At 70.9% G+C, this 19,777-nt stretch carries 17 protein-coding genes and 2 pseudogenes; 10 read left to right on the top strand and 9 right to left on the bottom strand.

Annotation, left to right across the window (positions count from 1 at the left end; translation table 11 throughout):
- The first annotated feature begins 9 nt into the window (after window positions 1-9).
- Window positions 10-483 carry a cupin domain-containing protein gene (locus tag JAO81_RS04850; protein WP_199546493.1) on the top strand — a complete coding sequence of 158 codons (474 nt, stop codon included), beginning with the start codon at window positions 10-12 and terminating at the stop codon, window positions 481-483.
- Window positions 484-540: 57 nt separating this feature from the next.
- Here the strand turns inward: JAO81_RS04850 and JAO81_RS04845 are convergent, their stop codons facing one another.
- Window positions 541-1,029: a glutathione peroxidase gene (locus JAO81_RS04845; RefSeq protein ID WP_199546492.1), complete on the bottom strand. Its 489-nt coding sequence runs from the start codon at window positions 1,027-1,029 to the stop codon at window positions 541-543.
- Between the two features lie 203 nt (window positions 1,030-1,232).
- Here JAO81_RS04845 and JAO81_RS04840 point away from each other — a divergent pair, with 203 nt between their 5' ends.
- Entirely contained in the window at window positions 1,233-2,411 is a 1,179-nt protein-coding gene (locus tag JAO81_RS04840; protein ID WP_199546491.1) for an acyl-CoA dehydrogenase family protein, read from the top strand.
- A 120-nt stretch (window positions 2,412-2,531) separates the two neighbouring features.
- On the opposite strand, the gene JAO81_RS04835 is transcribed toward JAO81_RS04840, so the two are convergent.
- From JAO81_RS04835 to JAO81_RS04805, 7 genes and pseudogenes are all read right to left on the bottom strand, one after another.
- The gene (locus JAO81_RS04835) at window positions 2,532-2,804 is read right to left on the bottom strand and encodes an LPXTG cell wall anchor domain-containing protein (RefSeq protein WP_199546490.1); all 273 of its coding nucleotides are present in this window, start codon (window positions 2,802-2,804) and stop codon (window positions 2,532-2,534) included.
- Between the two features lie 113 nt (window positions 2,805-2,917).
- Window positions 2,918-4,333: a carotenoid oxygenase family protein gene (locus tag JAO81_RS04830; protein ID WP_199546489.1), complete on the bottom strand. Its 1,416-nt coding sequence runs from the start codon at window positions 4,331-4,333 to the stop codon at window positions 2,918-2,920.
- Between the two features lie 162 nt (window positions 4,334-4,495).
- A complete protein-coding gene (locus tag JAO81_RS04825; RefSeq protein WP_199546488.1) occupies window positions 4,496-4,858 on the bottom strand; it encodes an ANTAR domain-containing protein in 363 nt (120 codons plus the stop codon).
- A gap of 25 nt (window positions 4,859-4,883) precedes the next feature.
- A pseudogene (locus tag JAO81_RS04820) lies at window positions 4,884-4,979 on the bottom strand (PRC-barrel domain containing protein); the annotation flags it as partial.
- Window positions 4,980-5,534: 555 nt separating this feature from the next.
- On the bottom strand, window positions 5,535-6,611 hold the full coding sequence (locus JAO81_RS04815; protein WP_374194260.1) for a fatty acid desaturase: 1,077 nt from the start codon (window positions 6,609-6,611) through the stop codon (window positions 5,535-5,537).
- A gap of 16 nt (window positions 6,612-6,627) precedes the next feature.
- The gene (locus JAO81_RS04810) at window positions 6,628-7,686 is read right to left on the bottom strand and encodes a ferredoxin reductase (protein WP_199546671.1); all 1,059 of its coding nucleotides are present in this window, start codon (window positions 7,684-7,686) and stop codon (window positions 6,628-6,630) included.
- 363 nt (window positions 7,687-8,049) lie between these two features.
- Entirely contained in the window at window positions 8,050-8,982 is a 933-nt protein-coding gene (locus JAO81_RS04805) for an expansin EXLX1 family cellulose-binding protein (RefSeq protein WP_199546487.1), read from the bottom strand.
- A 279-nt stretch (window positions 8,983-9,261) separates the two neighbouring features.
- Here JAO81_RS04805 and JAO81_RS04800 point away from each other — a divergent pair, with 279 nt between their 5' ends.
- The 7 genes and pseudogenes from JAO81_RS04800 (at window position 9,262) to JAO81_RS04770 (ending at window position 18,180) form a co-directional block, all read left to right on the top strand.
- Entirely contained in the window at window positions 9,262-10,647 is a 1,386-nt protein-coding gene (locus JAO81_RS04800) for a M20/M25/M40 family metallo-hydrolase (RefSeq protein WP_199546486.1), read from the top strand.
- Window positions 10,644-12,170, top strand: coding sequence for a YfcC family protein (locus JAO81_RS04795; protein ID WP_199546485.1), 1,527 nt, complete (start codon window positions 10,644-10,646; stop codon window positions 12,168-12,170). Before JAO81_RS04800 ends, JAO81_RS04795 begins: the two co-directional genes overlap by 4 nt.
- A 72-nt stretch (window positions 12,171-12,242) precedes the next feature.
- Window positions 12,243-12,680, top strand: coding sequence for a hypothetical protein (locus JAO81_RS04790; protein WP_199546484.1), 438 nt, complete (start codon window positions 12,243-12,245; stop codon window positions 12,678-12,680).
- Window positions 12,681-12,727: 47 nt separating this feature from the next.
- Window positions 12,728-13,204 (top strand): hypothetical protein, encoded by a 477-nt coding sequence (locus JAO81_RS04785; RefSeq protein WP_199546483.1) that lies wholly within the window; start codon window positions 12,728-12,730, stop codon window positions 13,202-13,204.
- Between the two features lie 46 nt (window positions 13,205-13,250).
- A complete protein-coding gene (locus tag JAO81_RS04780) occupies window positions 13,251-14,132 on the top strand; it encodes an oxygenase MpaB family protein (RefSeq protein WP_199546482.1) in 882 nt (293 codons plus the stop codon).
- Window positions 14,133-14,167: 35 nt separating this feature from the next.
- Window positions 14,168-16,417: a serine/threonine-protein kinase gene (locus JAO81_RS04775; RefSeq protein WP_199546670.1), complete on the top strand. Its 2,250-nt coding sequence runs from the start codon at window positions 14,168-14,170 to the stop codon at window positions 16,415-16,417.
- 194 nt (window positions 16,418-16,611) lie between these two features.
- Window positions 16,612-18,180 (top strand): annotated as a pseudogene (locus JAO81_RS04770) (phytoene desaturase family protein).
- Window positions 18,181-18,205: 25 nt separating this feature from the next.
- Here JAO81_RS04770 and JAO81_RS04765 read toward each other — a convergent pair.
- Complete coding sequence (locus tag JAO81_RS04765) at window positions 18,206-18,730, bottom strand: VOC family protein (RefSeq protein ID WP_199546481.1); 525 nt, start codon at window positions 18,728-18,730, stop codon at window positions 18,206-18,208.
- Window positions 18,731-18,934: 204 nt separating this feature from the next.
- On the opposite strand from JAO81_RS04765, the gene JAO81_RS04760 reads away from it, so the two are divergent.
- Window positions 18,935-19,765 (top strand): hypothetical protein, encoded by an 831-nt coding sequence (locus tag JAO81_RS04760; protein ID WP_233414927.1) that lies wholly within the window; start codon window positions 18,935-18,937, stop codon window positions 19,763-19,765.
- Window positions 19,766-19,777 lie beyond the last annotated feature (12 nt).

The following is a 19,777-nucleotide window of genomic DNA, read 5'->3' as shown; positions in this document are numbered from 1 at the left end:
ACCAAGCCCATGCGAGACAGCACGCACGACTGGCGCAGTGAGCTCGAGCTGGAGCCCCATGGCGAAGGCGGCTACTTCCGGCGCATCCACACCAGCTCCCACACGATTCCCGCGCCACGGGGCGAGCGTCCGCTTGCCAGCTCGATCTACTACCTGCTCGACGCGTCCCAGCCGGCCGGACTGCTGCATCGCAACCGCAGCGACATCCTGCACTTCCTGCTGGACGGCGGGCCCGTCGAATACGTGACGGTGGACCCGGACGGCGGGCTCAGCCGGTCCCGGCTCGGGGACGCAGCCCTGTTCCTTGCCGTGCCGGGAGGATGGTGGAAGGCCAGCAGACTGCTCGACGGCGCGCGCCATGCGCTGGTCGCGGAGGTCGTCACCCCGGGATTCGACTACGCCGATCATGAGTACGCCACACCAGCCGTGCTCGCCGAACTCCCTCATCTCGCCGAGGCGTTGAAGCCGTTCCTGCGCACGTAGCGGGTGCAGGGGGAAGGCGCCGACTCGGTGAGTGCGGCGCCTTCGGTGGTGGGTCGGTCAGGCGGGCAGCGCCGCCTCGATCGCCGTCACCAGCTCCTCCGCCTCCGGCTCCGTACGCGGGCGGAATCGGCCCAGGATCTCACCGGACTGACTGATCAGGAACTTCTCGAAGTTCCACTGGACATCGCCCGCCGCGCCCTCCGCATCCGCCGTCCGCGTCAGCTCCGTGTACAGAGGGTGGCGGGAGGCGCCGTTGACGTCCAGCTTCTCCAGGAGCGGGAACGTCACGCCGTACGTCGTCGAGCAGAAGGTCTCGATCTCCTCGGCCGTGCCCGGCTCCTGGGCGCCGAACTGGTTGCACGGAGCGCCGATGACCGTGAAGCCGCGGTCCGCGTAGCGCTTCTGGAGGCGTTCCAGGCCCTCGTACTGGGGGGTGAGGCCGCAGCGGGAGGCCACGTTGACGAGCAGGATCGTCTTGCCCTTGTGGTCGGCCAGGGTGGTGTCCGCGCCGGTGAGGGTGCGCAGCGGGATGTCGTACAGGCTCATCGGGACTCCTCGTGAGGGGCGTGTGTGAGGCAAGTATGTGAGGGGCGATTCATGGGTTCTGCCAGCGCTCGGCAGGCGCTCTTCGCATCCTACGCAGCGGAAAGAAGGGGAAAGCGGCAGCCCGTGTGTCGCTGTCTCTTCCCCATTACTGAAACAAGTTCTACTGTGTGCGCCGCCAAGGACAGCCAGATCCAGGAGGGGCCGTGCACCTCGAATACACGCCTGAGCAGCAGCAGTTGCGCGCCGAGCTGCGTGCGTACTTTGCCGAGCTGGTGCCGGACAACGCCTACTCGCGGTACGAGGACCCGGCCGAGCAGAAGCGGTACTACCGCGAGACGATCCGGCGGCTCGGGCGCGACGGCTGGCTGGGTGTCAGCTGGCCGAAGGAGTACGGCGGCCGCGGGCTGTCGCCGATGGAGCAGTTCATCTTCTTCGACGAGGCCGCGCAGGCCAATGTGCCGTTGCCGATCATGGGTCTGAACACCGTCGGCCCGACGATCATGCAGTTCGGCACCGAGGAGCAGAAGTCGTACTTCCTGCCGAAGATCCTGGCCGGTGAGATCGACTTCGCGATCGGGTACAGCGAGCCCGACGCGGGGACCGACCTCGCCGCGTTGAAGACGCGGGCGGTGCGCGAAGGCGACGAGTACGTCGTGAACGGGCAGAAGATCTGGACGACGAACGGCGACACGGCGGACTGGGTGTGGCTGGCCGTGCGCACCGATCCGGACGCGCCGCCGCACAAGGGCATCACCATGCTGCTCGTGCCGACCAGTGACCCCGGCTACTCGTGCACCATCATCAACACGCTCGCCTCGCACGACACCACGGCCAGCTACTACGAGAACATCCGGGTACCGCTCAGCCGGCGGGTCGGCGAGGAGAACAAGGGCTGGCGGCTGATCACGAACCAGCTCAACCACGAGCGCGTCACGCTCGCCGCCCACGGCACCATGGCGATCCGCGCCTTGCGCGACGTACAGAAGTGGGCCGAGGAGACCAAGCTCGCGGACGGCCGGCGCGTGCTCGACCTCGGCTGGGTGCGCAAGCGGCTCGCGATGACGCACACGAAGCTCGATGCGATGAAGCTGCTCAACTGGCAGATGGTGAACGCCGTCCAGAACGGCTCGCTCACCCCGCAGGACGCTTCGGCCGTCAAGGTGTACGGATCCGAGGCGCGCCGGGACGCGTACGCCTGGCTGATGGAGGTCGTGGGCTCGGCAGGACCGCTCAAGGAGGGCTCGGCGGGGGCGGTGCTCCACGGTGAGCTGGAGCGCGGCTACCGCAGCGCCGTGATCTTCACCTTCGGCGGCGGCAACAACGAGATCCAGCGCGAGATCATCTCCTGGATCGGTCTGGGGATGCCGCGCGTGCGGCGCTGAAACGGTGTGACGAGGCGATCGTGAGTCAGGTCCTCGTGGTCTTGTGCGACCACGGGGACCTACGTGCGTGCGGGCGGCGTCCGCTCGACGCATGCGTCAGCGAGCGGTGACGCCGTCCTGTCACAGGTGACGTGGCGGGGAGTTCCGTATGGCTGAGCGCCGGGCCCACAGCGCGGCGCCGAGGAGGAGAAGGCCGGCCACGGCGAAGGCGAGGCTGTCCGCCGCGCCGGTGATCCAGCCGATTGCCCAGGCCAGCGACCAGAGGGCGGCCAGGACGGAGAGCGCCGTCCATGCCTGCAGCCACATCCGCTGACGTGCCGCAAGCCGATGGGGAGTGCCGCGTTCGATCGGACCGGCGCCTCGGCCGGTGTCGTGCGCATGAGGAGCATTCATGTCACCCGGGTACCCCGGTCGATGGCGACATGCTCCTATCGCTCGTGCGCGCTCGGCCCGGCCCTGGACCGGGCGAGGGCGTCACGGCCCGCATCGGCCGGACTCACCGACGGTCAACCCGCGTGATCCGGCATCCAGTTGCCGTGGAATCCCACCGGCACCCGCACCGGCAGATGCACGCGCGCGAGGGGCTCGCCGCTCAGGTCCTGGGCGGCGAGGACCACCAGGTCCGTGGCGCCGCGCTCGGGATCGAATACGTACGACAGGATCCACCCGTCGTCCTCGGCGCCGCCGTCCGCCGACGGCACGAAGACGCCCTCGCCGACATCCCCGTCCCGATGGAAGCGATGCACCTCACTGCTGCCCCGCTCGAGGTCGAACTTGACGATGCCGACGCCGACTTGGGTGAGATCGGACGCCGGTGAGGTGGGGGAGAGGAGATGGCGGCGGGCGCGTTCGGCGGCGTATCCGTCGGTGGGTTCGAGCACCCCGTAGCCGTACCGGTGGGCGCCGGTCTCCCGTCGGGGGTCGATCCGCGGGAACTCCACGGCACGGTCGTCGAGTCCGTCCTCGCGTACCGTCCCGGCCGTGAGATCGACGGTCCAGCGGACGAGCCGTGGCGGTGTCTCGTCGGGGCCCCGGCTGTCCTGCCCCGCGAACATCCGGTCGTAGCGCACGAGATGAATCGTGATCCGCCCCGCGCCGTCCTCGTACGCGTTCATGGGGTGGAAGACGAAGCACGGCTCGATCTCCAGCCACCGCACGTCCTCGGCCCGTCCCTCACGCGGCAGCACGCCGAGCCGGGGCGTGCGCTCGGGGTCCCAGATGTACGGCATCGACGAAGGCGCGCGGGCGGGATCCGGATGGAAAACCACGGGCAGGTCGTAGAGCAGCACGTGCGAAGCGGTGAGCGAGAAGTCGTGCATCATCGGCCGCCCGTCGACGGGAATGTCCACCGACGTACGTACCCGCCCGTCGACCCCCACGACCAAATACTGCACATACGGGTACGCCCAGCAGTACGCCACGGCGTGCAGCTCCCCGCTGGCCGGGTCGACCGTGGTGTGCGCGGCGAACCCGCCCGGCAGGGTGCCCTGGAAGTCGTACGGGCCAAGGGTGTTGAGATCGCCGTCCAGCTCGTAGGGCAGCGCCCCGCCCTCGACGGTGGCGAGGTAGCGGCCGGCGAAGTTCAGGATGTGTGTGTTGGGCGCGAGGTCCATGTCCAGGTGGCGCGGTCCGTGCAGCGGCTTGTCGCCGAGCGCCGTCGCCATCGCGTCGCTGCGCACCCACCGGTTGCGGTACCACTGCGCCCGTCCGTCGCGCAGCCGGACCCCGTGCACCATGCCCGGCCCGCTGAACCAGTGGTACGTCGCCGGATCGTCGAGGTTCAGCGGATTGGGCCCGTTGCGCAGGTACCGCCCCTCGAGACCGGCGGGGATCCGGCCGCTCACCGGCAGGTCATGAGCGGTGATCTCCTCGCGTACGGGAGCGAACAGCCCACGCAGATACGGGTTTCCCTGATCGGCCATGACGGCCTCCTCGACGGGTCCGGCAGGGCGGTGGCCCCTGGCTCCACCATCCAGCGAAACCCGGTCCGGGTCGAGCCCCGCCGGGCCCTCGCGCGCCGAAACACGCCACCCAGGCTTGCCCGCCGCCAAGACGCGGCGCGACCCCATGGTGCTGGTCGCCCGTCATGGGGAGCCGGCCGACGGCAGGCGCCGCAGGAGGGCGCGCAGTTCCCGCGGCACGCGCTCGGGGAGCGGCTTATTGTCGGCGGCGGCGACCAGGGCGGCCGCCACGAGCCGGAGCTTCACGTTGGAGCGCTGCGACAGCTCCACCAGCAGGACCCAGGCCTGCTCGCTGGAACACGGCGTAAGCACCATCAGCATGCCGCGTGCCTGGTCGATCACCGCACGGCTGGCCATGGCACGGCTCAACTGTTCGTTGAGAGCCCGTAGTTCGAGAACCTCGGCTGCCAGCGGATCCGTACTCTCCGCCTCGGGGACAGCCGTGAGCCTTCGACGGGCTTCGGAAACCGTGATCGCCTGCTGCATGGCGCATCCCTTGTCGCGCTGGTGGTCATCGGCGGGCAAGTTGCCTCTCGCCTTCGGCGCCGGGCTGGTAGCTGAGGCCGTAGTGCTGGAAGTTCGCTGCCTCCTGCTCGGCGGGGAGGACGGCGAGGGGCCCTTCAGTGGCCCAGCGCTCATCCCTGACCGTGACCACCGGGTTCATGGCGTCCGCCTGGTGAGGATGCTCGCCCGGTCGCGGCGGTCTTCGCGCATCCAGCGTCCACGGCGCTGGCGCCGGTAACGGCGCGCCCAACGGTCCTCACGGTCTCGGGAGTCCCGGTACGCCCCGTACCCTCCGGGCTCGGATTCCTCCTCGCGGGCACGGCGCCCTGGCCCGCGGCGGCCGTAGTGGAAGTACGCGAAGATCAGTACGGCTCCGACAACCCACCACAGTGCGTTGACAAAGCCCAGGACTAACAGGACAACGGCAGTGACGGCGAACAAGAGGATCACGGCGGGCCTTCCCGCGCGAAGGGTCCCGGCTCGCTTGGTGTCGCGAGCTCGAGGGAGTGGGTCGCTGCCGGGGGCTCGGGCTTCACTCAACAGGGTAGTCCTGCCCAGAGGTTGCAGATAGGTCCACCCTGTACCAAGTGAGGCGCTGCGCAGTCCGCCGGCTCTCAGAGCCCGTCCCAGGGCGACGCGCGGCGGTCTCCGGTCCGGTTCAGTGGAGCGGCACGGCGAAGCGCAGGATGCGTCCCCAGGTGGAGGCGCACTGCCGCCACAACGGGCCGGTGACGTAAGGGATGTCGTACTTCTCGCAGAGGGCGCGTACCCGCGGCGCGATCTGCGCGTAGCGATTGCTGGGCAGGTCCGGGAAGGCGTGGTGCTCGATCTGATAGCCGAGGTGCCCGCTGAGGATGTGGAAGAGGCGGCCGCCTTTGATGTTGGCCGAGCCCTGGATCTGCCGCAGGTACCACTCGCCTCGTGTCTCGCTGTGGACTCGTTCTTCGCTGAAGGTCCGGACGTCGCCGGGGAAGTGTCCGCAGAAGATGATGGTGTGCGACCAGAGGTTGCGCACCGTGTTGGCGGTGAGGTTCCCGAGCAGGCAGGGCAGCGCGGAGGGACCGGCGAGGACGGGGAACAGTACGTAGTCCTTGGCGAGTTGGTGTGCGGCCTTGCCGATGAGTCCGGTGAGGTCGGCGACGAAGGTGCGCAGCGGCTTGCGGCCGGAGGCGACGAGGTCGGGCTCCAGGTCGTACAGCGCGATACCCCATTCGAAGAGGGGCGCGAGCGCGAAGTTGTAGAGCGGCTGGGCGAGATGGCGTGGGCGCCAGCTTTGTTCGCCGCTCATCCGGAAGACGACGTACCCGAGGTCGCGGTCGCGGCCGACGACGTTGGTCCAGGTGTGGTGCAGGTGGTTGTGGGTGTGCTTCCACGCCTCGGCCGGCGTGAGGAAGTCCCACTCCCAGGTAGCCGAGTGGATCGCCGGGTCGCCCATCCAGTCCCACTGGCCGTGCAGGATGTTGTGGCCCAGCTCCATGTTCTCCAGGATTTTGGCGAGGGAGAGCATGGCGGTGCCCGCACACCAGGCGGGCGGGAGGATCGAGACGGTCAGCGCGAGCCGCCCGCCCGCCTCAAGACCCCGCTGAGCGGCGATCACGGCATGGATGTAACGAGCGTCCTCGCCGCCCCTTGTGGCGAGAACATCGGCACGTATCCGGTCGAGTTCCTCGCCGAAGGCCGTACTGAGTTCTTTGCCGAGCATGGTCTCAGTGGGCGCGGTGACGGTCGCGGACATGGAAGCTCCTTGCGGGCTAGGCATCGAGGGCCAGCGGCCCGGCCGCAGCCGAGACGCAGGTTTGTATCAACTGGCCGGTGCGGTCGCTCAGTTCGCCGTTGCGCAGATCGCGTACGCGTCCGTATGTCAGAGGGGTGAGGCAGCCGAAGCAGATGCCGCGCCGACAGCCGTACGGCATCCGCACGCCCGCTGCCTCCCCGACCGCGAGGAGCGGGGTCGAGGCGTCCGCGACGGCCTCCGCTCCGGTACGGGTGAACAGCACCCGGCTGCCGGCCTCGCCCTTCGGGCTCGGTGGCGAGGCCGGGGCGAGCTGGAACCGCTCCGCATGGAGCCGGCCATCGAGACCCGCCTTGCTCCAGTGGTCGGTCACCGAGTCGAGCAGCCCGGTGGGACCGCAGACCCAGGTCTCGCGCTCGCGCCAGTCCGGGCACAGACGCGCGATGTGCTCCGGAGTCAGATGACCGGTGTGCTCGGGGCCTGATCGGGTGTGATGCTCATGAAGGTGAAACCACGGCAACGTCCTGTCCATGGCCCGCAGTTCGCCGCGGAAGATCGACTCGCGGGGGCCGGGTGCGCTGTGCAGAAGAGTCACTGCCGGCCGTGCGACCTCACCCCCGGCACCCGTCAGTGAGCGGAGCAGACCCATGACCGGGGTGATGCCGCTTCCGCCGGTGACCATCAGCAGCCGGGGCGGGAGAGGATCCGCAAGGGTGAAGTCGCCCTGCGCCGGGCCGAGTCGCAGCAGGTCACCACGCTCAGTTCCATGGGCCAGAAGTGGGGATACGCGACCGCCCGGCGTGGCTTTGACGGTGATCGTCAGCAGCCCGCCTTTTCCGCCCGGAGGGCAGGTGAGGGAGTAGGTGCGCCAGTGCCACGTGCCGTCGATCCGCACGCCGACGGGCACATACTGACCGGCTCGGTGCCCCGCCCAACCGCGGCCCGGCCTGATGGAGAGCGTCGTGGCGTCCGCGGTCTCCGGCCGGACAGCCGTCACGCGGCCGGCCGGCCATCGGGCACAGAGCAGCGGATCGAGCAGGCCGAGGTAGTCGTCGAGCCCGAGAGGGCTGGTCAACAGGTCGGCAGCCGACCGCAGAAGGCCGCCGAGGCCCGCGGGCTCGGGCATGCGCAGGGTCCTCTCGTCACAGTGCACGACAGGTGCTTGTGGCGGGGTCCCGACCCGATGACGGCAGCCTAACCATGACCGCCCGTCCGCCGGGAAGGCCGGGCACCGCCTTCGCGCCAACGTCAACTGACCGCGGGAGGGAGTGAAGTGACGATCGGGGACAGAACGCGCTGCTGCCCGGGATCGAACCCTGCGGGGGAGGCGGCCGGCTGATCGCCCGGAGCAGGCTGGTAAATGGCCGGATCATGGCTGACGTGTGTGCCGGCACGCCGGACTGCCGCCGCGGTCCTCGCCACAGCACGGGCAAGCGCCGGATCAGTGGCGGGCGAACTGGACCCCGGTGGGCTGCACGACGTTCGCACGCACCGCGATCCCTGTGACGGTCAGCCGTTCGCCGTAGATGTCGGTGAGCCGGACGGTGCCGCCGCACCCGCTGCCGTTCTCGGAGAGGAAGTAGTTGTACGCGGTACGGGGCAGCCGCCGCCAGCCGTCCGGGGTCCGGATCTCCAGCCCGGCCACGGGGTTGCGGTGGCCGATGGCCTGGACGGCGCACCAGTGGCGGCTCGAGCCCGTCTTGTACCGCAGGGAGATCGTTTCCGAGGTGCCGGGGCTCACCAGGCTCCATGTGATGGGGATCCGGCCGACTTTGAGGTCGGCGAGCTGGGCGAAGGCTTGTTGGCTGAGGTCGATTTGCCCGGGCGCGCAGGGCAGTGGGCATTCATTGGTGATACGTACGGTGATGGATCTGCCGTTGGCCGCGCGGACGAGCACATGGGCGCCGCAGGCCTTGGCCGTCTCGTAGTCGGTGGTGTTCATGGCCGCGATCATGAGATCGGGGCTCGGGCCGAACAGGCAGGCCCCGTCCCCGTCCGCGGCTTCGTACGCGGTGGCCACGCCCTTGTACGGGGTGTTGGGCCGGATCCGGCCCGCCTGCGAGACCGTGGCGGGCTTTCGGGAGGGCCGCGCTGTCGCGGTGGGCGACGGGCGCGCCGGCTTGGTGCTCGCGGAAGCCTTCGGGGCGGGGGAGCTGGTCGCATCCGGCGTCGCGGCGGTCGGGGTTCCGCTCCCGGCGGCAGTGGTGGCGCCCGCGGGCGTGCTCGCGGCGGACCGTGCGCCGGAGTCGCCGCCGGGGAGCAGCGCCATGAGCAGGGAGGCGAGCAGGCCGGCGCTGATCACCGCCGCCGCGGCGCCGACCATGAGCCTGCGTCGGTGTCTGCGCTGCCGCGCGGCCTGTCTCGGTGTGGTCATGGTCCGTCCGTCCGTGATGTCGAGCCGATGGTGCACTGCTCAGTGACCGCCGCGAGCACAAAGGTTGCCGCCGATTTCCCCGGATTTCACATGGGCGGCGGCCTCGCTCCCGGCGCCGTACAGCGCTATGCGGGGCGGGGCCCCCGCCTGGGCGGGAAGCGGTGGTGGCCCGGAGCCGCCGGGCGGCGCCACACGCCTGCCCCGCCCGGAATGCGAGCCCCCGAGCGGTCGGGAAGTGTGGCGTCGAAGTACGTCCGCGCCACAGTCAGGGGCAGCACCATGGAGATCGGCACTCTGGAGGCCACGGTCGACGGGCTGATGGACGGCCTGCGCGCCGACCTCGAACAGCTCGCCGCGATCCCCTCGATCGCGTTCCCGGGCTTCCCGCCCGAACCGCTCGAACAGGCCCATGACCTGGTGGTGGAGCTGCTGCGCGGAGCGGGCGTCGAGCACATCGAGCGGCTCGACCTGCCGGACACGGCCCCCGCGGTGTACGCGCACATCCCGCCGCCCCACCCCGGCGCACCCACCGTGCTCCTCTACGGGCACTACGACGTCCAGCCGCCGGGCGACGAGTCCTCCTGGCTGTCCCCGCCCTTCGTGCCCACCCCCACCGACGACCCCGGTGGCGGACTGCGGGCGCGGGGGATCGCCGACGACAAGTCGAATGTGATCGCCCACCTCGGCATGCTCCGGGTCTTCGGCGGCCGCCCTCCGGTCGGGATCAAGATGATCATCGAGGGGCAGGAGGAGTACGGGAGCCCCTTCGACGACTATCCGCCCACCGACCCCGAACGCTTCGCCTGCGACGCGCTGGCCATCCCCCCCCCCGCCACTCGGCCCCGGGGCCCCCCGCCGCCCCCGCCGGGTCCCCGCGGCCCCGCCGAGGTCGTCGTCGAGGTGCGCACCCTGGACGAGCCCCGGCACAGCGGCGAGTTCGGCGGGGCGGCGCCCGACGCCCTGCTCGTGCTCCTTCGGGCCCTGGCCACCCTGCACGACGACAAGGGCGATGTCGCCGTACCCGGTCTGCGCCGCGACGAGTGGAGCGGGGCGGGCTACACCGAGGACGAGTTCCGCTCGCTCGCCGGCGTCCAGGACGGGCTGCCGCTGATCGGGTCCGGCGGGCTGGGGGAGCGGCTGTGGTCCGGGCCCGCGATCACCGTGATCGGCCTGGACGCCCCGAGCGTCGAACACGCGGCGTCCGCGGTGGTGCCGTACGCCCGCGCCAAGCTCAACCTGCGGTTCCACCCGCTGCAGGACCCCAAGGACGCGCGCGACAAACTCGTCGAGCATCTGCGGGCACAGCGGCCCTTCGGCATCGAACTGACCGTCACGCCCGGCGACACAGGGCCCGGATACGAGGCGGCCACCGGCGGACCGGCCTACGAAGCGGCCCGCAGCGCACTGCGGAAAGCCTGGGGCAAGGACGCCGGCTACGTCGCCACCGGCGGTTCCATCCCGCTGGTCAACGGTCTCGCCCAGGCCGCACCCGACGCCGAAGTGCTGCTCTTCGGCGCCCAGGACGGCATGTGCAATCTGCACGCCCCCAACGAGCGCGTCCTGCTCTCCGAGCTGCGCAACACCGTCGTCGCGATGGCGGCCTTCGTCACCGAGTACGCGGAGGACTTCCGCGGCCGTACGGGTGCACCGGGAGCCACCTCGTGAGCTCCACCGACACCCAGGCGCCCGAACAGGAGCCGGAGAAGCGGAAGTTCACCTTCCCGAGCGCCCTCACCATCCTGGCGATCGTCACGATCGGGGTGTGGCTGCTGGCGTTCCTGATTCCGGCCGGGCAGTACGACCGCAACGAGGACGGCGGCCCGATCGAGGGCACGTACCACCGAGTCCCGTCCGGGCAGTCCTTCGTAGACCGGCTCAACGACCTGTTCCTGGCGCCGGTCAACGGTCTGTACGGCGTGCAGGACGAGAAGACCGGCCAGGTCGGCCCGGACATGGTGGGCTCGCTGTACGGCAGCGCGGGCGTGTTCCTGTTCGTGCTCGCCATCGGCGCGTTCATCACCGTGGTGTTCGCGACCGGCGCGCTCGACCGCGGGATCGCCCGCCTCGCGCACCGGCTGCGGGACCGGGGTGCGCTCCTGATCGCGGGCGTGATGGTGGTGTTCTCGCTGCTCGGCACCGTCGAGGGGTTCGCCGAGGAGACTCTCGGGTTCTACGGACTGCTCGTACCCATGATGCTCGCGCTCCGGTTCGACCGGATGGTCGCCGTGGGCACGGCCATTCTCGGTGCCGGGGTCGGAGTGATGTGCTCGACGGTCAACCCGTTCGCGACCGGGGTCGCCTCGTCCGCCGCCGGGATCTCGCTCGGTGACGGCATCGTGCTGCGCTTCGCCATGTGGATCGTTCTCACCGCCGTGACCATCGCGTACGTGGTGCGGTACGCCAAGCGCGTACAGAAGGATCCGTCCAAGTCGATCGGCGGCTTCCAGCCCGGGGACCGGGAGCAAGCCGCGCAGGCCACCGTCGGTGAGCCGCCCGAGCTGACGCGGCTCCACAAGGGCGTGCTCGTCATGGTCGGCCTGGTCTTCGCGTTCATGATCTTCTCGGTGGTGCCCTGGTCGAGCGCGCTGAGCGGCAAGGCCGACGCCACGCCGTACGGCTGGGAACTGGGCTGGTCCTTCCCGCAGTTGGCCGCCCTTTTCCTGGTCGCGGCCGTGCTCGTGGGCCTCGTGGCGCGGATGAACGAGCCCAAGCTCAGCTCGACGATCATCCAGGGCGCGGCGGACTTCATCTCGCCGGCGCTGGTCATCATGCTGGCCCGCGGCGTCACCGTGATCATGAACAACTCGAAGATCACGGACACGGTGCTCCACTCCATCGAAGGCGTGGTCAAGGGCACGTCGTCCGCGCTGTTCGCGATCATCGTGTTCGTGGTGAACCTGCCGCTGGCGTTCCTGATCCCCTCCACCTCGGGGCACGCGACGCTCACCATGCCCATCCTCGCGCCGCTCGCCGACTTCGCGGGCGTCTCGCGGGCCGTGGTGGTCACGGCCTGGGCGGCGGCCAGCGGCTGGATGAACCTGTGGGTGCCGACCACGGCCGTGACCATCGGCGGTGTGGCCCTCGCCAAGGTCGGCTACGACAAGTACCTGCGGTTCGTCTGGCCGTTGCTCGCGATTCTGTTCGTGCTGATCTGCGGGTTCCTGGCGTTGGGTGCGGCGGTGACCTGAGCGGTGGCGCAGGCGTGACGCGAACTGCCGCGTGGCGCCGAACGAAAGGGGGGCGGTCGGCGTCCAAGAGGCATGAGACGGAGAAGTGGCGTCGCCACCCTGGTTCTGCCCGCCTTGCTGCTCCTCACCGGCTGTGCCGCCTCCGCGGCGGCGTCGGGCCCAGGAGCCGCGTCCGGACCGGAGGCCTCGCTGCCGGCCCGCGACGCCGGTGACGTGAGCGGCGGGGAACCGGCCAAGGCGCCGCGCAACCCCGAGCCGGGCAAGTGGTATCCGCATGACTTCAACTCCCACTGCGGCCTGCACAGCACCGAGTTCGGGGGCCGCACCTGGCTGGTGCGCACCGTGCGGACGGACCTGGCCTTGCCGGTCGAACAGGGCGGCCGGGCCGTGGGGCAGAACGTCCTCGCGGGCTACATCCAGCTGGATAGCCCGGATGTCGCCGTCTTCGCCTCCGCCGAGCTGCCACCCGTCGAACTCCATCCAGGGGAGACGGATCTCGCCTGCAAATAGCGGTCCCCTGGGATGAACGAAACGGGTAGGTGCCGCGTCCTTGGAGCATGAAACGCCGCCGCATACTCGCCGCCTTCGCGCTGCCGGCCGCCCTGCTCCTCGCGGGCTGCGCGGACAACCCCACCGGTACACCCGGCACCTCGCTCGGCGCGGAACGCGCCCGGTCCACCCCGACCTCGTACCCCGGAGACGAAGAGACACTGCCCCCGCGCAAGCCCGCCGACGACCTCGACCCGGTCCAGGGGCCGGACAACCCCAGGACCGGGACCTGGTACCCGCACGATCTCTTCTCCCACTGCGGAGCCGAGAGCACCCGCTTCGCCGGCAAGTCGTGGATCCTGCGCGCGGTGCGCACGGACCTCGCCTCGCCCGTGCCGCCCGACAAGAACGCGGGCCGGCACACCTCCTTCAACTTCATGGCCGGGTACATCCAGTTGCAGGAGGACGACCTCGTGATGTTCGTCTCCTCGCAGCTGCCGCCCCTGGAGTTCGTGCCCGGCACCTCGGATCGTGCCTGCGACTGACCCGGGCGCCCCGGCTGCGCCTAATCTGACAGCGGAGGTGGGGCGTATGCGGGAGGCGGATCCCGGGTTGTTCGGACCCGAATCGGTGACCTGGCAGATGCACGGGGATCCCATGATGTGGGTGGCCGGGGTGCGGGCGCTGTACCTGCAGGCGCTGCATCCACGGGCTGTGCGGGGCGTCATGCAGAACTCCGACTTCCGCAAGGACGCCTGGGGGCGCTTGCTGCGGACCGCGAACTTCGTCGGCACGATCAGCTACGGCACCACCGAGGCCGCCGAGAAGGCGGGCGCCCGGGTGCGGCGGATCCACCGGATGCTCAAGGCGACCGATCCGGGCACCGGTGAGGTGTACGGGGTGGACGAGCCGGAGTTGCTGCTCTGGGTGCACTGCGCCGAGATCGACTCGTATGTGCACGTGGCGCGCAGATCCGGATTCCCGCTCGACGACGCGCTCGTCGACCGCTACATCGACGAGCACCGGGTGGACGCTCGGCTCCTGGGCCTGGATCCGGAGCAAGTCCCGTCCAATCAAGCCGAGTTGACCGCCTACTTCGAACGGGTGCGCCCCGAATTGGCCGCCGGCCCCGAGGCGCGCGACGTCGACGACTTCCTGCGGCGGCCGCCCACCCATCCCCTGCTCGTGCCGCTGCGCGCACTCATCTGGCGACGCGTGGCGAACCTGGCGTATGCCGCATTGCCGCCGTATGCGCAGGAGTTGTACGGCCGAAGAGGTCCTTCGGTGAAGACTGCGGACCGGCGGCTGCGGATCGCGGGCGTCCTGCTGCGCCGCATTCCGGCCCGCGTACGCTGGCAGCTACCGCCCAAGCACATCCTGCGCGCCATGGAGCGACTCGGCCCGGGCAGCCGTCCGGCACCGTACAAACTCCGCAGGCGCGCCGCCATACTGGACGGGCCGGGGAGGGCGTAGCGAAACGACGGGGGCGACAGCACGACATGCCAGAGGTGGGGGAGACCAGGCTGATCCAGGGCCGCTACCGACTGCTCGATCTGATCGGGCGCGGCGGCATGGGCGAAGTGTGGCGGGCCCGCGACGAGTCGCTCGGGCGGCGCGTCGCCGTCAAATGCCTCAAGCCCATGGGGCCGCAGCACGACGCGTCGTTCACACGCGTGCTGCGGGAGCGGTTCCGGCGCGAGGCGCGGGTCGCGGCCGCGCTGCAGCACCGGGGGGTCACCGTCGTCCATGACTTCGGTGAGCACGAGGGCGTCCTGTACCTGGTCATGGAACTGCTCGAAGGCCGCAACCTCAGCCAGCTCCTCGAGGACAACCGGCAGCACCCGCTGCCCGTTCCCGACATCGTCGACATCACCGAACAGGTCGCGCACGCCCTCGCGTACACCCACGACCAGGGCATCGTGCACCGCGATCTCAAGCCGGCGAACATCATGCGGCTCGGCGACGGCACGGTGAAGATCTGCGACTTCGGCATCGCCCGGCTGGGCGCCGACATCGGCTTCACCTCACGGCTCACCGGCACCGGTATCGCGATGGGCACCCCGCACTACATGTCGCCCGAGCAGATCGGCGGCCAGCAGGTCGACCACCGCAGCGATCTGTACTCGCTGGGCTGTGTCCTGTACGAGATCGCCACCGGCGCACCGCCGTTCGACCTCGACGACGCCTGGGCCGTCCTCGTCGGCCACCGCGACACCGAGCCCGAGCCGCTGCGCAGCCACCGGTCCGAACTGCCCGAGTACTTCGAGCGGATCGTGCTCGACCTGCTCGCCAAGAGCCCCGACGAGCGGCCCGGCGACGCCCGCGAACTGGCCCGCCGTGTCACGGAGGGCAGAGGCGTCCCCGGCCTTGGCGTCACCGGCATCCCCGCGCAGCCCGTGCCCGCCACCCGCCGCCCCGAGCAGCCGCCGTCCAACGAGCCGCGCCTGCCGTCCTGGACCCGCGGGATGACCACCGGGCACAAGGCCGGCGGGTCCGCCGCGCTGCGCACCACCCCGCCGGACGCGGCGGCGGGCCTGACCGGCGAGTGGATCCCACGGAGTGACACCCGCGGTGAACGACGCCTCTCCGAGCCCGAACGGCCGACGCCCTCACCGGAGTTGCTCGCCGTACTCGCCGGCCGGCACAACGCCGGACTCAGCCTCGGCCGGCTCGGCCGCTGGGAGGAGGCCGGCGAGGTGCACCGCGCGGTGGCCGCCGAGCGCGAACACGTGCTGGGGCCCGACCACCCCGACACCCTCGCCAGCCGCTACGAGGTCGGCTTCACGCTCAGCCGGACCGGGCGCGCGGGCGACGCGCTGCGCGAGTACACCCGGGTCGCCGAGGGGCGGGAGCGCGCCTTCGGCACCGATCACCCCGAGACGCTCGCCGCCCGCCAGGAAGTCGCCTACGTACTGGGCCAGTTGGGGCGCCACTTCGAGGCGCACCAGGTGTACCTCGCCGTACTCGCCTCCCGCGAACGCAACCCCAGGCTGGGACCCGACCACCCCGACACCCTGCGCTGCCGGCACAACCTTGCGTTCAACCTGTCGAGACTCGGCCGGCTCGAGGACTCCTTCCGCATGGCGCGTGAAGTGGCCACCGCCCGTGCACGCGTCCTCGGTCCCGAGCACCCCGACACTCTCGTCACGCGCTACGAAGTCGCCTACGCGCTCGGGCAGTTGGGGCGCTGGAACGAAGCGCTGGGGACCTACCGCGAGGTCGCCGAAGCCCGTAAGACCGCACTCGGCGCCGACCATCCCGACACGCTGGCCGCCCGCTACGAGGTCGGTATCAGCCTCGGCCGGCTCGGGCGCAGCGCAGAGGCGCTCACCCTCTACCGCGACCTCGTCGAGGACCGCGCCCGCGTGCACGGGCTCGACCACCCCGAGACCCTGCGCGCCCGCCACGGCCTGGGCGTGAACCTGGGCCGCATGGGCCGCTGGGAGGAGGCGCTCGACGAGGCCCGCGACGTCTGCGCGGTCCGTGAGCGCGTGCTCGGCCCCGAGCACCCGGACACCTTGGTCAGCCGCCGCGAGGTCGCCGTCGGACTCGGCTGGCTGGGGCGCTGGGGCGACGCGCTCGTCGAGTACCGCCGGGTCGCCGCCGCCCGCGAACGGGTCCTGGGCGCCGACCACCCCGACGCCCTCGCCAGCCGCAACGACGAGGCCCACTGCCTGGAACAGCTGGGGCGCGGGGCCGAGGCGGTCGAGCTCTACCGGCGGGTGGCGGCGCGGCGGCAGCAGCGGGGGACGCGGTAGCCCCCCGGAGGCGGAGCCGGTGGCGCGGCCCCCGGAGGCGGAGCCGGCGGCGCGGTCTCCGGAGGCGGAGCCGGTAGTGCGTCCTGACGAAGCGGAGCCGGTAGTGCGGTCTTCCGAGGGGGACCGGGTAGCGCTGCATCCCGAGGCGCGCCCGACCGCTCGCCCTCCCCGGGCACCTCGTGTTACGAAGAGCCATGACCGCACATGGAGCCCCGCCCGCACGCCGCGCCTACGACGCCGTGATCGTCGGCGCCGGACACAACGGACTGGTCGCCGCCGCCTACCTGGCCCGTGCGGGACTGTCCGTGCTTCTGGTCGAGCGGCTCGGGCACACCGGCGGGGCCGCGGTCTCCACGTATGCCTTCGAGGGCATCGACGCGCGGCTTTCGCGCTACTCGTATCTCGTGAGTCTGCTGCCGCGGAAGATCGTGCGGGAGCTGGACCTCGACTTCTCGGTGCGCGGACGCGATGTCTCCTCGTACACGCCGGTCCGGCGCGCCGGGCAGGACACCGGACTCCTTGTCGGTGGCGGCAGGGCGCGCACGCGGGAGGCGTTCGGGCGGTTCACCGGCGGGGAGCGGGAGTTCGCGGCCTGGGAGAAGTTCTACGGGCTGACGGGCCGGGTCGCCGAGCGCGTCTTCCCGACGCTCACCGAGCCACTGCCCACGCGCGAGGGGCTGCGCGCGCGGGTCGATGACGAGGATGCCTGGCGGATGCTGTTCGAGGAGCCGGTGGGCGCGGCGATCGAGGAGTACTTCCAGGACGATGTCGTACGGGGAGTGGTGCTCACCGACGCTCTGATCGGGACCTTCGCCGACGCGCACGACGCGTCGCTGCGGCAGAACCGCTGCTTCCTCTATCACGTGATCGGCGGCGGTACGGGGGCCTGGGATGTGCCGGTCGGCGGCATGGGCGCACTCACCGACGCCCTGGCGCAGGCGGCGCGAGCGGCGGGCGCGGAGTGCGCGACGGGGTACGAGGCCACGCGGATCGAGACGGACGGGGTGCGGGCGGAGGTGACCTGCCGGGGCGAGGCGGACGAGTTCACGGTGGCCGCCCGGCACGTCCTGGTCGGTGCCTCACCGCAGGCCCTCGCCGAGCTCCTCGGCGAGACACCGCCCGCGCCCGCCGAGGGTGCGCAGCTCAAGGTGAACATGCTGCTCAAGCGGCTGCCCCGGCTGCGCGACACGTCTGTCGACCCCGGGGAGGCCTTCGCCGGGACCTTCCATGTCGCGGAGGGATAGGAGCAGTTGGCCCCCGCGTACCGCGAGGCGGCGGCCGGCGCGCTGCCCTCCGCGCCGCCCTCGGAGATCTACTGCCACTCGCTGACCGACCCGAGCATCCTCGGCGAGCACCTCCTCGCCCTCGGCTATCAGACCCTCACGCTCTTCGGTCTGCACACGCCGGCGCGGCTGTTCACCGAGGACAACGACGCCGTACGGGAGGAACTCCTGAAGGCCACGCTGGCCCAGCTCGACGCGTATCTGGACGAGCCCATCGCGGAGGTGCTCGCCACCGACGCGCAGGGCAGGCCCTGCATCGAGGCGAAGACCCCGCCGGACCTGGAGCGGGACCTGCGCCTGCCCGGCGGCAACATCTTCCACCGCGACCTGGCCTTCCCGTACGCACAGGAAGGCACGGGCCGCTGGGGCGTGGAGACCGCACACGCCAATGTGCTGCTTTGCGGGGCGGGCGCCGTCCGCGGCGGTGGGGTGAGCGGGATTCCCGGGCACAATGCGGCGATGGCGGTACTCGGGGAGTGACGCTCGCCGTTGTCCTGCGCCGGGCTCAGTCGGCCGGGCGGACCGGGGCGCTGGAGATACCGGCCGTCCGGCCGCTGAGCGCGGCGTCCAGCGTCTCCTGCGCGCTCCGCATCGACTCCGCGTACGGCGGCTCGGACATCCGCCGCCAGGATGTCTCCGGATCCACTTCCTCGACCCGGCTGACCACCCACCAGATGTTCCCGAAGGGATCACGCACCCGGCCGCCCCGGTCGCCCCACGCGCTGTCCGAGAGTCCGGTGATCACCTCGGCGCCCGCGGCGACGGCGGCCGCCATCGCGGCATCCGCGTCCGGCACGTAGATCCGCAGCAGCGAGGGCATCACCGGCCAGTCGGGGCGCCGGTCGAAGGCCAGCACGACGGTGTCGCCGACCCTGATCTCGCCGTGGCCGATGGTGCCGTCCTCGACCGGGACCCGGGCCAGCTCCTCGCCGTCGAAGGCCGCGGTGATGAAGTCGAGCAGCGCTCCCGTGTCGTCGGTGACGACCCACGGTGCGACGGAGGTGTAGCCCCGGGGTGCGGTGTGCTTCATGGCTGAGTCCCTTCGCGGAACGGAGCGCCTGCCGGGATCGGCGACGTCTTCGAAGGTAGCGAGGAACTAGGCCGGATTCTGTCCTAGACGGGTCGGACGGGACGGGTAGGACGAGTGGGTCGGGTGGGATGAGTGAGGTGGGGGAGGCTGTCGGGGTTCGGTGTGCGTGTGCGAAGGTGGCGCAAGCACATGAGGGGGAGCGGTATGAGTACCAGCGGACAGATCCGCACCATGCTGAACACGATGGCCTACGGTCAGCCGGTCGAGGTGACCAGCTACTGGGGGTCGGTGAAGAAGCTCTCCCGGCTCGCGGCGCTCGCCGAGCGCTTCGGCTATCAGTACGCGGATGTCGTCTTCACCATGCAGGGCCTGAAGATGCTGCTCGTCCCCGATCCCGACCCGGCCGCACAGCAGCGTGCGCAGCAGGCCTGGGCGCAGCACGCCCCGCAGGCCGGCGGCCCGCTTCCACAGCTGCCGGCCGAGGTCCCGGAACTGCTGCGGACCCGGATCCGGTTCGACATGTACGCCGGACAGAACGAGAAGCGCCGTCTTGCCGCCGTCCCGATCGCCTTCGCGGTCGTCGGTTTCCAGATGCTGCGCACTCCTGATGTGGCGGTGTACTGGGGCGCGCTGCTCGGTGTCGCGCTGGCGGTGGCGGGCGTGAGCTTCCTGCTGCGGCGCAAGTGGCGCCGCGAGTGCGGGGAGCGGCTGCAGGCGAGCGGGTTCGTGCCGCTCACCGAGCAGACGGGGCGGGTGCGGCTTGTTCCGCCGGGGAGCCCGTACGCGCCGCAGCCCCAGCAGTACGCCCAGCCGCAGCAGTACGGTCAGCCCCAGTCATACGGTCAACAGCAGCCTTACGGTCAACCGCAAGCGCCTGCGTACGGGCAGCAGCCGCAGCCGTACGCACAGCAGCCGCAGCAGTACGGTCAGCCCCAGCCCAACGGGCCCCAGCCCTACGCGCCGCCTCAGCAGGCAGCCCCGTACCAGCAGCAGGCTCCGTACGCGCCGCAGCCGCCGCACCAGCCCCCTCAGTAGCCGTCGGCCGTT

This window comes from Streptomyces sp. N35, from assembly GCF_016464295.1.
Taxonomy (GTDB): Bacteria; Actinomycetota; Actinomycetes; order Streptomycetales; family Streptomycetaceae; genus Streptomyces.
The sequence above is the reverse complement of the archived record's forward strand: the minus strand, read 5'-3'. Positions and strand labels throughout refer to the sequence as shown.

What these genes read in the sequence shown, in the direction of transcription:
- JAO81_RS04850 (WP_199546493.1), top strand. Translation starts at nt 10, where the DNA reads ATGCGAGACAGCACGCACGACTGGCGCAGTGAGCTCGAGCTGGAGCCC.
- JAO81_RS04845 (WP_199546492.1), bottom strand. Translation starts at nt 1,029, where the DNA reads ATGAGCCTGTACGACATCCCGCTGCGCACCCTCACCGGCGCGGACACC.
- JAO81_RS04835 (WP_199546490.1), bottom strand. Translation starts at nt 2,804, where the DNA reads ATGAATGCTCCTCATGCGCACGACACCGGCCGAGGCGCCGGTCCGATC.
- JAO81_RS04830 (WP_199546489.1), bottom strand. Translation starts at nt 4,333, where the DNA reads ATGGCCGATCAGGGAAACCCGTATCTGCGTGGGCTGTTCGCTCCCGTA.
- JAO81_RS04825 (WP_199546488.1), bottom strand. Translation starts at nt 4,858, where the DNA reads ATGCAGCAGGCGATCACGGTTTCCGAAGCCCGTCGAAGGCTCACGGCT.
- JAO81_RS04815 (WP_374194260.1), bottom strand. Translation starts at nt 6,611, where the DNA reads ATGTCCGCGACCGTCACCGCGCCCACTGAGACCATGCTCGGCAAAGAA.
- JAO81_RS04805 (WP_199546487.1), bottom strand. Translation starts at nt 8,982, where the DNA reads ATGACCACACCGAGACAGGCCGCGCGGCAGCGCAGACACCGACGCAGG.
- JAO81_RS04800 (WP_199546486.1), top strand. Translation starts at nt 9,262, where the DNA reads ATGGAGATCGGCACTCTGGAGGCCACGGTCGACGGGCTGATGGACGGC.
- JAO81_RS04790 (WP_199546484.1), top strand. Translation starts at nt 12,243, where the DNA reads ATGAGACGGAGAAGTGGCGTCGCCACCCTGGTTCTGCCCGCCTTGCTG.
- JAO81_RS04785 (WP_199546483.1), top strand. Translation starts at nt 12,728, where the DNA reads ATGAAACGCCGCCGCATACTCGCCGCCTTCGCGCTGCCGGCCGCCCTG.
- JAO81_RS04780 (WP_199546482.1), top strand. Translation starts at nt 13,251, where the DNA reads ATGCGGGAGGCGGATCCCGGGTTGTTCGGACCCGAATCGGTGACCTGG.
- JAO81_RS04765 (WP_199546481.1), bottom strand. Translation starts at nt 18,730, where the DNA reads ATGAAGCACACCGCACCCCGGGGCTACACCTCCGTCGCACCGTGGGTC.
- JAO81_RS04760 (WP_233414927.1), top strand. Translation starts at nt 18,935, where the DNA reads ATGAGTACCAGCGGACAGATCCGCACCATGCTGAACACGATGGCCTAC.